Annotated in this window: 10 protein-coding genes; 1 reads left to right on the plus strand and 9 read right to left on the minus strand. The window is 67.0% G+C overall.

Annotated elements, in window-relative coordinates:
• Positions 1 to 138: 138 nt before the first annotated feature.
• The 8 genes from CAG31_RS25905 to CAG31_RS25940 form a co-directional block, all read right to left on the minus strand.
• A complete protein-coding gene (locus tag CAG31_RS25905; protein WP_085586584.1) occupies positions 139 to 1,392 on the minus strand; it encodes a diaminobutyrate--2-oxoglutarate transaminase in 1,254 nt (417 codons plus the stop codon).
• 89 nt (positions 1,393 to 1,481) lie between these two features.
• On the minus strand, positions 1,482 to 2,813 hold the full coding sequence (locus CAG31_RS25910; RefSeq protein ID WP_085586586.1) for an APC family permease: 1,332 nt from the start codon (positions 2,811 to 2,813) through the stop codon (positions 1,482 to 1,484).
• A 10-nt stretch (positions 2,814 to 2,823) separates the two neighbouring features.
• Positions 2,824 to 3,981 carry an iron-containing alcohol dehydrogenase gene (locus tag CAG31_RS25915; RefSeq protein WP_085586588.1) on the minus strand — a complete coding sequence of 386 codons (1,158 nt, stop codon included), beginning with the start codon at positions 3,979 to 3,981 and terminating at the stop codon, positions 2,824 to 2,826.
• A gap of 151 nt (positions 3,982 to 4,132) precedes the next feature.
• On the minus strand, positions 4,133 to 5,791 hold the full coding sequence (locus CAG31_RS25920; protein ID WP_256575588.1) for an acyl-CoA synthetase: 1,659 nt from the start codon (positions 5,789 to 5,791) through the stop codon (positions 4,133 to 4,135).
• Between the two features lie 94 nt (positions 5,792 to 5,885).
• Positions 5,886 to 6,653, minus strand: a complete 768-nt coding sequence (locus tag CAG31_RS25925) for an SDR family NAD(P)-dependent oxidoreductase (protein ID WP_085586590.1) — start codon at positions 6,651 to 6,653, stop codon at positions 5,886 to 5,888.
• Positions 6,653 to 7,825 carry an acyl-CoA dehydrogenase family protein gene (locus CAG31_RS25930; RefSeq protein WP_085586592.1) on the minus strand — a complete coding sequence of 391 codons (1,173 nt, stop codon included), beginning with the start codon at positions 7,823 to 7,825 and terminating at the stop codon, positions 6,653 to 6,655. Before CAG31_RS25930 ends, CAG31_RS25925 begins: the two co-directional genes overlap by 1 nt.
• Before the next feature lie 53 nt (positions 7,826 to 7,878).
• Positions 7,879 to 8,235, minus strand: coding sequence for a DUF6285 domain-containing protein (locus tag CAG31_RS25935; protein ID WP_085586594.1), 357 nt, complete (start codon positions 8,233 to 8,235; stop codon positions 7,879 to 7,881).
• Positions 8,232 to 9,290: a phosphotransferase family protein gene (locus tag CAG31_RS25940; RefSeq protein ID WP_085586596.1), complete on the minus strand. Its 1,059-nt coding sequence runs from the start codon at positions 9,288 to 9,290 to the stop codon at positions 8,232 to 8,234. The genes CAG31_RS25935 and CAG31_RS25940 overlap by 4 nt, the downstream gene beginning before the upstream one ends.
• Positions 9,291 to 9,493: 203 nt before the next feature.
• On the opposite strand from CAG31_RS25940, the gene prpR reads away from it, so the two are divergent.
• Complete coding sequence (gene prpR / locus CAG31_RS25945) at positions 9,494 to 11,446, plus strand: propionate catabolism operon regulatory protein PrpR (RefSeq protein WP_085586598.1); 1,953 nt, start codon at positions 9,494 to 9,496, stop codon at positions 11,444 to 11,446.
• Positions 11,447 to 11,461: 15 nt separating this feature from the next.
• Here prpR and CAG31_RS25950 read toward each other — a convergent pair whose 3' ends face one another.
• Entirely contained in the window at positions 11,462 to 12,976 is a 1,515-nt protein-coding gene (locus CAG31_RS25950) for a sensor domain-containing diguanylate cyclase (protein ID WP_139831399.1), read from the minus strand.
• Between the last annotated feature and the right edge of the window lie 115 nt (positions 12,977 to 13,091).

Consider the following 13,091-nt stretch of genomic DNA (forward strand, 5'->3'; position numbering starts at 1 on the left):
CGGAATCGCCGGCAGATCGAAATCGCGGTGGATCGACGGGAAGTCACGCTGTTCATTCGCGGATTTTCCTGCTGCGAAGTGGGGGCGATAAGGCCCCTTGCAGCGCCAACCTCGGCGCGCTGCAAGGGGCTGGCCGGTTTACTGGCTCAGTGCGGCGGCGACCGATTCGGCGAAGATCTTCAGGCCCTCACCCAACTGATCGGTCGGCGTGTTGATCGGCGGCATCAGCTTGATGATTTCCCCGTTCGGCCCGCAGCGGTCGGCCAGCAGGCCTGCCCGCAGGGCGCGTTGCTGGGCGTCCTTGGTCAGCGCGACGTTGCCGCGGCCGAAGTCGATGCCGGCCACCATCCCACGGCAGCGCGCGCCGACGACGCCGGGGATTTCGGCGATGTCGGCCACGCCCCGCTCCATCAGCGCCATGTTCTCGGCCAGCAGTTTCAGGAAGGCCTCGTCGTGCCAGTAGCCGAGGGCGATCTGCGCGGTCAGGAACGCCAACTGATTGCCGCGGAACGTGCCGATGTGGTCGCCCGGCTGCCACACGTCCAGCGCGGAACGGATCAGCACGATGGCCATCGGCAGGCCGAAGCCGCCGATGGATTTCGCGCAGGTCACCAGGTCCGGCTGGATCCCTGAGCGCTCGAAGCCGAAGAAGTCGCCGGTGCGGCCGCAGCCGGCCTGGACCTCGTCGCAGATGAGGAGCACGCCGTGGTCCGAGGTCCACTGGCGCAGCCGTTGCAGCCAGAGGTCCGAGGCCGCATAAACGCCCGCCTGGATCTGCACCGACTCCACGATGACCGCCGCAGGCAGTTCCGTTCCGCTAGCCTGGTCGTCGGCCAGGCGTTCGAGAAAGCCGATGCTGTCGAACTCGCCGTACGGGCTGTCCTCGTAGGGCACGAAAATCACCTCAGAGGACAACGCGGCACCGCGCCGGGTACGGTTGCCGGTGACGGCCAGGGCCCCGGCCGTCATGCCGTGGTAGGCGCCATAGAACGAGACGACCTTGCTGCGCCCGGTGGCCTTGCGCGCCAGCTTCAGCGCGGCCTCGACGGCGTCCGCGCCGGTGGGACCTGTGAACTGCACCTTGTAGTCCCAGCCGCGCGGATCGAACAGGTCGCGCTTGATCGACTCCAGGAAGCGGCGCTTCATGCCGGTGTGCAGGTCCAGGGCATGGGTGATGCCGTTGGCCGACAGGTACTCGATCAAGGCGTCCCGCATGCGCGGGTCGTTGTGGCCGTAGTTGAGGGCGCCGGCCCCGGCGAAGAAGTCCAGGTAGTCGCGGCCGTCTTCGCCGCGGATCTTGCTGCCCAGGGCGGTATCGAACACCACGGGCAGGTCGCGGCAATACATCCGCACGTTGGATTCAAGCTTTTCGAAGGTCTCTATGTTGTTCATGCGTAGCCTCTTGCAATGGATCCGGGCCTGTCTGGAGTTGACAGGCCCGGGGGATTCACAATCCCTTGTGTCGATGGATGGAGGGAAACCTAAGCCAAGGCGTCCGGCACGGGGCTGCGGAAGAAACCGGTGCGGCACGCCAGGTAAACGGTGCCGATGCCCAACCAGGCGCACCCCAGGATCAGCGCATCCTTGTCCAGGCTGATGAGCATCCAGCCGGCGGTGATCACGCCGATGACCGGCAGGATCACGCCCCGCAGCAGTCCGGCGCCGTCCCGGTATCCGGCATCGAAGGTGAGCCGCAAGGCGCACAGGTTGACCGCGGTGAACGCGACGAAGGCGCCGAAGTTCACCAGGGACGTTGCGGTGGCGATCGTCAGGGCAAACCCCACGGTGCCGAACGCCCCGGACAGCAGAATGTTGAACACCGGCGTGCGGAAGCGAGGGTGCAAGCTGCCGAACAGCTTACGCGGCAGCTGGTTGTCCCGGCCGAGGGCGTACAGCAGCCGGCCGACGCTCGCCTGGAACGACAGCCCCGCCGCGAAGTGCGCGATGATGATCCCCGCCAGCACCGCAGCGAAGAACACATCGCCGCCGATCATCCGGGCGATCTCGAACGCCGCGCCGTCCACGTTGGCGAACGCCATGGAGGGATGCGTCAGGTGCATGAAGTACGACGAGCCCACATACAGCACCCCGCCGATCACCGCGACCAGCAGGATCGCCCGCGGAATCGTCCGGCTCGGATCCTTGGTCTCCTCGCTCAATGTGGACAGCGCGTCGAAGCCCAGGAACGAATAGGCGGCGATGGCTGCACCGGCCATGGTCGTGGCGAACGGCACGTCCGGGTTGAAGAACGGACTGGCCGACAGCAGCCCGCCGGGGCCGTTGGCCGCAACGATGTAGTGCCAGCAGAGGCCGATGAAGACCGCGATGATCGCCATCTGGACAACCATCAACATGATGTTGAAGCGGTTCGCCACCTGGATGCCCAGGACGTTGAGCACCGTGCTGGAGACGATGAAGCCGACGATCCACACCCACTGCGGCACATCCGGGAAGGCCATGCTGAGGTAACTGGCCCCCAGCAGCCAGATCAGCATCGGGATGAAGAAATAATCGAGCAGCGCCGCCCAGCCCACCATGAACCCAAGGTTCGGGTTCAGCATCTTGCGGGTATAGGTGTAGGCCGAACCGGCGGCCGGGAACACCCGGACCAGGCGGCCGTAGCTCAACGCGGTGACGATGACGCCCAGCGCGGCAATCGCGTAGGACAAGGCCGTGGTGTTCTCGCTGGCCTGGGAGATCACCCCGTAGGTGCCGAACACGATCAGCGGCGCCAGGAACGCCAGACCGAACAGCAGCACGGAAAACGGGCCCAGGGCGCGCTTCAACGAAGCATCGGAAGTTGACTGGCTCATGATCTCCCCCTCAACCGGCGAAGCGGTAAGCGGCGACGATGATCGCGTGGTAGGTCTCCACGGTCATGGCCTTGGCGTTGCTGGGGTCGGAGAAGTTCTTCTTCGACTTGTCGGCGATGGTCAGGAAGTCTTCTTCACGGACCCCTTTCACGTCGGCGAAACGGGGGATGCCCAGGGCCTTGCTCATCTGGAACAGGTACTCGACCGCCGCTTGGGCGGCGCTGGCCGGCGCCAGGCTCGGGTCGATGCCCAGCGCGTAGGCGACCTGGGCATGGCGCAGAAGGTCCGCATCGATGTTGTGGCCGAACACAAACGGCAGGAAGATCGCGTTGCCCACGCCGTGCGGCGTGTCGTACATGCCGCCGATGGCCTCGGAAATGCAGTGCACGCTGCCGACGTCGGCGTTGCCGAAGGCCATGCCGGCGATCAGGCTGGCCACGAGCATCTGCTCGCGGGCCTCCAGGTTGTCCGGCTCCTGCACGGCGGCCTTCAAGTGTTGGCTGATCAGGCGGATGGCATGCAGCGCCAGGCCGTCGCTGATCGGGTTCGACACGCGGCAGGTGTAGGCCTCGATGGCGTGCGTCAGGGCGTCCATGCCGGTCGCGGCGGCGATGGCCGGCGGCAGCGTCGCGGTGATGTTCGAGTCGAGCAGCGCCAGCACCGGGCCGATCCGGTAGTCCAACAGGTTCATCTTGAAGTGGCGCGCGGTGTCGGTGATCACCGAGAAGCACGTCACCTCGCTGCCGGTGCCCGCCGTGGTGGGGATCGCCACGATCGGCAGCACCCCGTGGGTGAGCTTGAAGGAACCTTCGTAATCTTCGATCCGGCCGTCGTGGGTGAGCAGCACGCTCAAGGCCTTGGCGGCGTCCATCGCGCTGCCGCCGCCGATGGCCAGCAGGCCGTCGATGCCTCGGCCCCGGAGTGCCTGCGCCGTGCGGTTGATGTCATCGCTGCGGGGGTTGGCCTTGACGTCCGAGATCTCCTCGAACGCAATGCCCGACGCGTCCAGGCTGGCGTAGATGCCGGTCAACAGCCCGGCTGCCTTGACCCCGGCGTCCGTCACGATGAGGACGCGCGCAAGGCCCAGCTCACGCAGATGCTCGCCCGTGCGCTCGCGCAGGCCAGGTTCCATGACGACTTTGGTGGGGAGTAGGAATTGGAATTTCATACGTACCTCTTGCCGGTCAGGCTCAGTTTTTGTCGTTGTTCGGGTTCTCGGCAGTTACATCGTTCGGGCTGTACGTCCTGCCCGAATCCCGGCGTGTGCAACGCCGGGGTCACGTCCTGTGTTGATCTTGTTGTTGTTCAATGTGCAGCCGTCAGGATCCGGTATCGGCGGTCTCCTGTTGCCGTGCCCACTCGCGCAGCACGAATTTCTGGATCTTGCCGGTGGCCGTCTTCGGCAGCGGCATCAACGACACATGCCGCGGCGCCTTGAAGTGCGCCAGGCGCTCGCGGCACCAGCGGATCAGGTCGTCGCCGCTGATGTCGGCCAAGGCGTCCTCGCGCAGGGTGACGAAGGCGTGCGGGGTTTCGCCCCAGCGCGCATCGGGGCGCGCCACCACGGCGGCTTCGATCACGGACGGGTGCTGGTAGAGCACTTCTTCGATCTCCAGCGAGCTGATGTTCTCGCCGCCGGAAATGATGATGTCCTTGGCCCGGTCCTTGATCTCCACATAACCGTCCGGGTGCAGCACGGCCAGGTCGCCGGTGTGCAGCCAGCCGTCGGCCAGGGCATCGCGGGTGGCCTGCGGGTTGTCCAGGTAGCCTTTCATCACGGTGTTGCCGCGCACCACCAGCTCGCCCAGGGTCGCGCCATCGGCAGGCACCGGCCGGCCGGTGTCCATGTCCAGCACCGTGGCCTCTTCGAGCATCGGGTGGGCGACGCCCTGGCGGCTCATGAACCGGGCCCGGGCCTCCAGCGGCAGCTCGTCGATGCCCGGCTGCCACAGGCACAAGGTGCTGGGGCCGTAGCTTTCGGTCATGCCGTAGGCGTGGGTGATGTTGAAGCCGCGAGCCTCCATCGCGGCGATCACCGCACTGGGCGGCGCCGCCCCGCCGGTGATCACCGACACGCTCGTCGACGGCGTTGCCGAGTTGCCGTGCTCGGCGTGGATCAGCATCGACATCACCACCGGGGCGGCGCTCAAGTGGGTCACCCCGTGCTCGGCGATGGCAGCGTGGATGGCATCGGCCTGCACCTTGCGCAGGCACACATGGGTGCCACCGGACAGGGTCACCGCCCAGGTGTGGCTCCAGCCGTTGCAGTGGAACATCGGCAAGGTCCACAGGTAGACGCTGCGCGGGCCGAGCTGAAAGATCAGCGCCCCGGCGCAGGCATTGAGGTAGGCGCCGCGGTGATGCAGCACCACGCCTTTGGGGTCGCCGGTGGTGCCTGAGGTGTAGTTGATGGCGATGGACTGCCATTCGTTCTGCGGCGCGGTCAGCGGTCGGCCGGGGTCGCCTTGGGCCAGGAAGCTTTCGTAGTCCAGGCTGCAGTCCAGGTCGTGAGCCGGTCCCTCAGCCTGGCTGTCGTCGATCCCCACCAGCAGCGGCGGCGAATCGAGCAGGGCCAAGGCCTGCCGGACCACCGGGCCGAACTCGCGGTCGCAGATCAGCACCTTCGCGGCGCAGTGGCGCAGGATGAAAGCGATGCTGCGCGCCTCCAGGCGGATGTTGATGCAGACCAGCACGGCCCCGGCACCGGGCACGCCGTAGTGGGCCTCCAGCATTTCCGGGACGTTCGGTGCCAAAATGGCCACACGCTCTCCCGGCCGCACGCCGACATGCTCCAGGGCGCTGGCCAGGGCGCGGCTGCGCTGGTGCAACTGGCGGTAGCTGTAGCGCCGCTCGCCGTAGACCACCGCATCGCGTTCCGGGTACACCTGCGCGGCGCGCTTGAGGAACGACAGCGGCGACAGCGGCACGTGGTTGGCTTCGTTGGGGGCCAGTCCGTGCTCGAAGGTCGAGGTCATCATGACCGCCCCTCCATCAAGACATCGCCCAGGCATCGCACATTCATACACACCTCCTGTCCGTTGCGGGTTCTTGTTGTTCTTGCGTTAGGGCGCCTCACAGGCTGCTGCACAGGTGCCCGGCGTCGACCACGATCTCGGCGCCGCTCATGGCCCGGCCGGCATCGCTGGCGAGCAGCAGCAACGCGCCGTCCAGGTCCTGCGGCTGGCTGAAGCGGCGGCCGGGAATGCGCAGACGCAGCTTTTCGCCGGCCTCGCCGGTGAGGAAGTCCTCGTTCAGATCGGTCATCACGTACCCCGGCGCCAAGGCGTTCACGCGGATCCCGTGGCGCGCCAGTTCCAGGGCCATGGCGCGGGTCAGGTGGGCCAGGCCGGCCTTGGCCGCCACGTACGGCGCAATGGCCCCCGCCACCCGACTGGCGAGAATCGAAGTGACATTGATCAGGCTGCCGCCGTGCCCGGCGGCGATCATCCGCCGGGCGCTTTCCTGGGCCACCGTCCAGGCGCCTTTGAGGTTGGTGTCCAGCACGCGGTCCCAGGCCTGGTCGTCGCAGTCCAGCAAAGGCTGGCTGTCGCTGACTCCGGCGTTATTGACCAGCACATCCAGCGATCCGGCGGCATCGAGCACCCGGCAGACGTCATCGCGGCAGGTCACGTCGAGGGCGAAGGCCCGGGCACGGCCGCCGGCCGCCTCGATCGCCGCCACCAGCGTCTGCAACGGCTCCAGGCGCCTGGCCGTCACGATCACTTCGGCGCCGGCGGTGGCCAACGTCATCGCGAAATGGCGGCCGAGGCCGCTGGAGGCGCCGGTGACCAAGGCGCGGCGCCCCTCAAGGTCGAACAGTCGGGCAATAGAGGGTTGCATCACCGATCCCCCAGACGTTGGTCGAGCAGCTTCTTCGCCAGGCTCATGCGGTGCACTTCGCTCGGGCCGTCGTAGATGCGGAATGGGCGGATGTCGCGGAAGATCCGTTCCACCACGGTCTCCCCGGTGACCCCGCGCCCGCCCAGGACCTGCACGCAACGGTCCACCACCCGCCACAGCGCTTCGGCGCTGATCACTTTGGTCATGCTCGAATCGACGTTGCCGCGCCCGCCCTCGTCCAGCACCCAGGCGCAGTGCCAGATCGCCAGGCGCACCACGTGCAGGTCCATCAGGTTGTCGGCCAGCATGAAGCCGACGCCCTGGTGTTCGCCCAGCGGCTTGCCGAAGGTTTCCCGGGTGCGTGCGTAGTCGCAGGCGATGTCATGGGCGCGTCGCGCCGCCCCCAGCCAGCGCATGCAGTGGGTCAGGCGTGCCGGCGCCAGGCGCACCTGGGCGTAACGGAAGCCTTTGCCGATCTCCCCCAGCACGTCGCTGGCCGGCACGCGCAGGTTGTCGAAGCGCAACTGCCCGTGGCCGCCGGTGAAGCAGCTGTCCAGCGAGTCCAACTGACGTTCATGGACGATCCCTTCGCGCTGCATGTCGGTGAGGAACATGGTCGCGGTGCCGTCCTCCATGCGCGCCATGATGATGGCGAAGCCGGCGCCCTCGGCCCCGGTGATCAGCCATTTGCGGCCATTGATCAGGTAATCGTCGCCGTCGCGGACGGCGGTGGTGCGCAGCATCGAAGGGTCGGAGCCCGAGCCCGGCGCCGGTTCGGTCATGGCGAAACAGGAACGCACGTGCCCCTGCACCAGAGGCCGCAGCCAGCGGTCCTTCTGCGCGTCGGTGGCCACCACGTCCATCAGGTGGATGTTGCCTTCGTCCGGGGCATGGATGTTCATCGCCACCGGGCCCAGCGGCGAATACCCCGCCTCCTCGAACACGATTGCCTTGGCCACATGGCTCAGGCCCAGACCGCCCATCTCAAGGCTGGCGTGGGGCGTCAGCAGGCCGGCGGCCCGGGCGCGGGCCTGCAAGTCCACGCGCAGGGCGTCGCTGGGGCCATGGGCGCCCTGGCGCGGGTCGTTCTCGAACGGGATGACCTGCTCGGCGATGAATTCGCGGGTTTTACGCTGCAGTTCAAGCAGCTCGTCCGGGAGGGTGAAGTTCATGGTTATCCTTCTTTTTCTCTTGGCAGTTCGGGAAATGGAGGGCGGCGCGGCGCTCACGGCACGGCTTTGGGATTGCTGATCGCCAGCCGGGTGAGCGTCATCTGGCGCAAGGCCTCGGTCAGCGAGCGCTGGCTGTGCGCGGCATCGTGATGGCCCTGGCGGATGTCCCGGGCCAGTTGCCGGCGGGCCTCGCGCAGCGGCGCCCCGCCGTCGCCGGTCAGGACGCTGAGCAACGCCAGTTCCTGGCAGCGGGCATCGGCTTGCAGACGGTTTTCGCGGGCGGCGATGGCCATGGCATTGGCGATCATCAGCAGCGGGTAGCGCAGTTCCCCGGGCAGCGCAGGCAGCAACTGTTCCAGCAGGGTCTGACGGGCGATCTCCAGCAGTTCATGGGCGTTCGGCTGGGTCATGGCGCGTCTCCGCAGGTCAGGTTCAGGATGTCGAGTTCGAGCTCCGGCAGTAGGCGCGCGGTCAGTGCCAGCTCAAGGGAAGGCTCTTCGCCGGACAGGTGGCGTTGGCCTTGCTGCAGGGCGATCACGGCCCAGCGCAACGTCGCCATGACCTGCCAGTAATGCAGTTGGCCGGGTTCGATGCGCAGCGGCGAAACCGAGTGGTAGCCGGCCAGGAAATCCTCGAGCCGGCCGATGCCGCCCGCCTCCAGATCCGGCCGGGTGAAGCGCCAGCAACGGGCGGTGAACCAGCCCAGGTCCTCGCAAGGGTCGCCCCAGCCGGTGAACTCCCAATCCAGCACCGCCTCCAGCCCTTGTTCGCTGGCCAGGTAGTTGCCGGTGCGGTAGTCGCGGTGCAGCAGGCAAAGGTGCGTGCTGCGCGGTGCGTTGAGCTCGCACCAACGCAGGCCCCACTCCAGGACCGGATAGGCCTCGTCAAGGGTGTCGAGGTAACGGCGGTAGGCGCTGACGGTGCTCAGGGCCGGCGACACCTCCGGTACGGGCAGGAACGCCAGCGCGGCGCACGGCGGGCGAAGCTGATGCAGACGCGCCAGGTTGGCACCGAGTTGAGCGGCCAGGCGCGTCCGGCCTTGGGGGCCCGCGTCGGCGCTGAGCAGGCGTCCGGCCGCAACGCCCGGCACATGTTCCATCAGGAAGAACACCCGCCCATGGACGCTCGTGTCACGGCACAGCCAGAGCGGCCGCGGCACTTTCACCCCGGCCTGGTGCACCGCTTGCAGCACGGCGAACTCCTGCTCGCGGCCAAGGCTGGCCGGCAGCGCCGAGAGCGCGTCGCTGCGCAACACCCAGCGCCGCGCGCCGGCCCACGGGCCGCCTTCGATCTGCAGTTCAAGCAGCCAGTTTTCCTGGATGGCGCCACCGCTCAGGCGTTTGCGGGCCTCAATGACCACCCGGGTCGCTTCGGCTTGCTGGCGGATGAAGTCGACCAGATTCCCGTCGCTGGTCTTGGTCGAGAACGAATCATCAGCCTGATGCTTAGTTAGGGAACTGCTCATGGATCCAAGGGCCCCGCCTGCACTTTTTGAAGTTGTCGGGTCAGCTAGAGCAATGCCTGGGCCAACTTTGCAGCGATGGGCTGCGGGCCACGCGGTTCGGGCGTTTGAGATCTTTCGCGGGTAGGCATGAACAGAACCCGCGTTTCACACCTGAAATGAATTGGTTCAGTATTGGGACATTTCACTCCTGAACAGGTCTCGCCATGCACTCTCCCGCCTCAAAGGTCGTCGTGCTGATCAGCCACCTGCAGCGCCCCCGGCAGCGCAGCCGCCTCGCCCAAGTGGTGGCCGGGCTCACCGGGGATTACCCCGACACGCACATTGAAGTGCTCGACACCTCGGTGTCCGAAGCGCTGCAGACCGCCCGCGAGCTGGAACAGCGCGGCGAAGCCGATGTGTTCGTCTGCGCCGGCGCCACGGCCGCCTACCTGCGCAAGCACCTGGCGCGGCCGGTGCTGACGATGCACGTTGGCGGCGATGACCTGCTGCGGGCGCTGGGGCGGGCCCGCGAGCACTCCCCGCAAGTGGCCCTGCTCAGCTACAACAGCATCAACCACGACCTGCAAGCCATGAACGCGCTGTTCACCGTGCAGGTGCACCAGGCCGCCTACACCTCGCTGGAAGAAGCCCGCCAAGCGGTCGAACACGCCGCCCGGCTGGGCTGCCGCAGCATCATCGGTTCGTCGACGGTGGTGGAACTGGCGCTGCAGGCCGGCCTGCACGGCGTGCTGTCGCTGAGCGAGGACACCGTGCGCAAGGCACTGGAAGAGGCGTTGGGCATCCTCGACAGCCAACGCATCGAGATCGCCAAGCGTCGCCACTTGAACGCCGTGCTGCAACACATCCCCACCGGCGTGGCGGCGGTCGACAACCAAGGCGTGGTGCAATCGCTCAACCCGGCCCTTGCCCACTTGCTCGATCTGCCGGCCGGCGAAGCGCTGGGCCGCCCCTTGCAGCAGCTGTGCCCCGAACTGGACCTGCCGCAGGCATTGGAGGACGGCAGCGGTGAGGAAAACCGGGTGATCCGGCTCGGCTCCCATGCGGTGGTCAGCAACCTGTTGCCCATCCTTGAGAACGGCGAGCGCACCGGCCTGGTCCTGACCTGCCAGGACATCACCGCCGTGCAGCGGGCCGACCAACGCATCCGCTCCACCCGCCGTCCGGGCGCGTTCACGGCCCGCTACCGGCTTGAGCAGCTCGCCGGCAACAGCCAGGCCAACCGCGACATGCTGCAATTGGCCAAACGGTTCGCCGTCAGCCACTCGACGATCCTGATCACCGGCGAAAGCGGCACCGGCAAGGAACTGCTGGCCCAAGGCATCCACAACGAGAGCCCCCGCCGGCAGGGCCCGTTTGTCGGCATCAACTGCGCGGCGTTCCCGGAATCGCTGCTGGAAAGCGAACTGTTCGGCTACGAGGAAGGCGCCTTCAGCGGTTCGCGCAAGGGCGGCAAGCCCGGCCTGTTCGAAGCGGCGCACCGCGGCACGCTGTTTCTCGACGAGATCGGCGACATGCCGGTGTCGTTGCAGACCCGCCTTCTGCGCGTGCTGCAAGAGCGCGAGGTGCTGCGCCTGGGCGGCACCGAGCCGATCTCCATCGACGTGCGGATCATCGCCGCCACCCACCAGAACCTGCGCACCGCCATGGACGAAGGCGACTTTCGCAGCGATCTCTACTACCGCCTCAACATCCTGCGCCTGCAGACCACCCCGCTACGCGAACGGCCAGAGGACATCGCCCTCATCTGCCGGGGCATCAGCCAGCGCCTGCTGGTCCAGGGCCAGCCCCTGGGGGCCGCCGACATCCCGGCCGCCCTGCTCCCGCACCTGAGCCGTTATGCCTGGCCGGGCAATGTCCGGGAACTGGAGAACGTGATAGAACGGGCGATGCTCTCCGCCCGCGAACTGCTGCACGACCACGGCCTGGACGAGCAATACCTGGCCCGCGTGCTGCCCGAACTGTGCGAAGGCCCAGCCCTGACCCCGGCCCCGAAAACGTCTTCACGGGAATCGGACTTGCAGATGATCGGCAAGGCCGCGCAACTGCGGCACGTGCAGGAAACGCTGGACAGTTGTCAGGGCAACCTCGATGAAGCGGCGCGCCGGCTCGGCATCAGCCGGACCACGTTGTGGCGACGGCTGCGCTCCGTTCAGTGATGAGGCATTGAGGGCTCACTCGGCCGCATGCACCCGCGTGCGGTTGCGCCCCTCATGCTTGGCCCGGTACAGGGCCTGGTCGGCCAGGCTGACCCAATGCTCAAGCGAAGCGTCGCCGTCGAGCTGCACCATGCCGATGCTGACGGTCGACGCCAGCTCGCCGCCGGGCACCGGCAACCGGTGCTGGCTCCAGGTCTCGCGCAGGCGTTCCAGCAAGGCCAAGGCCTGTTCACGGTCGGTCTGCGGCAGCAACAGCACGAACTCCTCGCCGCCATAGCGGGCAAACAGGTCTGTGCGCCGGACATGGCTTTCGCACACGGCGCTGAAGGCCTTGAGCGCTTGGTCGCCCACCAGGTGGCCATGGGTGTCGTTGACGCGCTTGAAGTGATCGATGTCGAACATCGCCAGGCACGCCGGACGGCCTTGTTGGCGGGTTTTGGTCAGTTCAAGCTGAGCTTGCTCGATGAAGGCCCGGCGGTTGAGGACGCCGGTCAAGGCGTCCCGCGCGGCGGTCCGGCGCAGTTCCTGTTCCAGGGATTTGCGGCCGCTGACGTCGCGGATCTCCGCCACCTGGGTGCCATCGTCCAGCGCCGCGACCGTCAGCTCCGCAGCGAACCGATTGCCGTCGCAGCGCACCGCCACCCGGTCCATCGGCACACCGTCGCAGCGGCCCAGCTGTTTCTGCAAGTCTTCGTCGGTTTCGAACAGGTCTACCAGCGGACGCTCGTACAAGAATTCCCGCGGACAGCCGAACAGGTGCTTGAGCACCGGGTTGGCATCGACAATCCGGCCGTCGCGCACGATCACCACGGCGGCGCTGGTGATGTTCATCAGGCGCTCGAAACGCACCGCACTGCTCTGGGACGCCAAAAGGAAGCGGCGCAGGCTGAGCAGCGTCAGGCCGAACAGGCACAGGATCCACAACGGATAACCCACGTTGTAGGCAAGCATTTCGGCGGCCGGCTCGACGTCTTGGCGCCCCTGGCTTTGCGACAACCCCTCGAACAGACCGAGCACCCCGCTGCCGGCCGCGCTCAAGGCCAGCAAGCCAAACATCAGCGCGGCGAAGATCCGCGCGCTGTGCAGCCGACGGTCGCCCGGCAGCCGCAGCAGCGCATAACAAGCCATTCCCCGGATGAAGGCGCTGAGGAACGCGTACAGGGCCACCACGTCACCGGTCTCCAACGGCTGCAAAAGCCAGTGCCAAAGCCACCAGGGCGCCGCCGCCAGGAAAGTCACCGGTATCAGCCACCAGGGCGTGGGGCGGCCGAGGAAACGGAACACGCCGATGACCAGAACCGTTTCTCCCGCGGTCAGCAAGCTGTGGCACAAGACGTTGTAGGGCAGCGAGGCCGTATAGGCGGTGCCCTGCGCCAGGTACTGGCCCACCGTCACCAGCAGGACGCCGCACGTCCAAAGGCCGGGCCCCGGATGGGGCCGCGAGTAGTACCACAGGGCCAGGCAAATGATGGCGCTGGCAATCAGGATGTTGGTACCGATCAGGTGGGGTGACAGCAACAAGGCATTCATGGCGGTGGGAGTCTGCAAACCGAAGGGGTCGATCACCGGACGGAGCGCCCGGCGAGGCCTACGAGTTTTCTGCCGGGCCCGTCCGAACTTTAGGCGGCCGGCGAAAAATCCGCCC

The sequence above is a fragment of the Pseudomonas sp. R25(2017) genome, from assembly GCF_002112565.1.
In the GTDB taxonomy this organism is placed as follows: Bacteria; Pseudomonadota; Gammaproteobacteria; order Pseudomonadales; family Pseudomonadaceae; genus Aquipseudomonas; species Aquipseudomonas ekonensis.

Bases quoted from the DNA above. Each gene is read 5' to 3' on its own strand.
- CAG31_RS25905 (WP_085586584.1), bottom strand. From the start codon at position 1,392: ATGAACAACATAGAGACCTTCGAAAAGCTTGAATCCAACGTGCGGATG.
- CAG31_RS25910 (WP_085586586.1), bottom strand. From the start codon at position 2,813: ATGAGCCAGTCAACTTCCGATGCTTCGTTGAAGCGCGCCCTGGGCCCG.
- CAG31_RS25915 (WP_085586588.1), bottom strand. From the start codon at position 3,981: ATGAAATTCCAATTCCTACTCCCCACCAAAGTCGTCATGGAACCTGGC.
- CAG31_RS25920 (WP_256575588.1), bottom strand. From the start codon at position 5,791: ATGATGACCTCGACCTTCGAGCACGGACTGGCCCCCAACGAAGCCAAC.
- CAG31_RS25925 (WP_085586590.1), bottom strand. From the start codon at position 6,653: ATGCAACCCTCTATTGCCCGACTGTTCGACCTTGAGGGGCGCCGCGCC.
- CAG31_RS25930 (WP_085586592.1), bottom strand. From the start codon at position 7,825: ATGAACTTCACCCTCCCGGACGAGCTGCTTGAACTGCAGCGTAAAACC.
- CAG31_RS25935 (WP_085586594.1), bottom strand. From the start codon at position 8,235: ATGACCCAGCCGAACGCCCATGAACTGCTGGAGATCGCCCGTCAGACC.
- CAG31_RS25940 (WP_085586596.1), bottom strand. From the start codon at position 9,290: ATGAGCAGTTCCCTAACTAAGCATCAGGCTGATGATTCGTTCTCGACC.
- prpR (WP_085586598.1), top strand. From the start codon at position 9,494: ATGCACTCTCCCGCCTCAAAGGTCGTCGTGCTGATCAGCCACCTGCAG.
- CAG31_RS25950 (WP_139831399.1), bottom strand. From the start codon at position 12,976: ATGAATGCCTTGTTGCTGTCACCCCACCTGATCGGTACCAACATCCTG.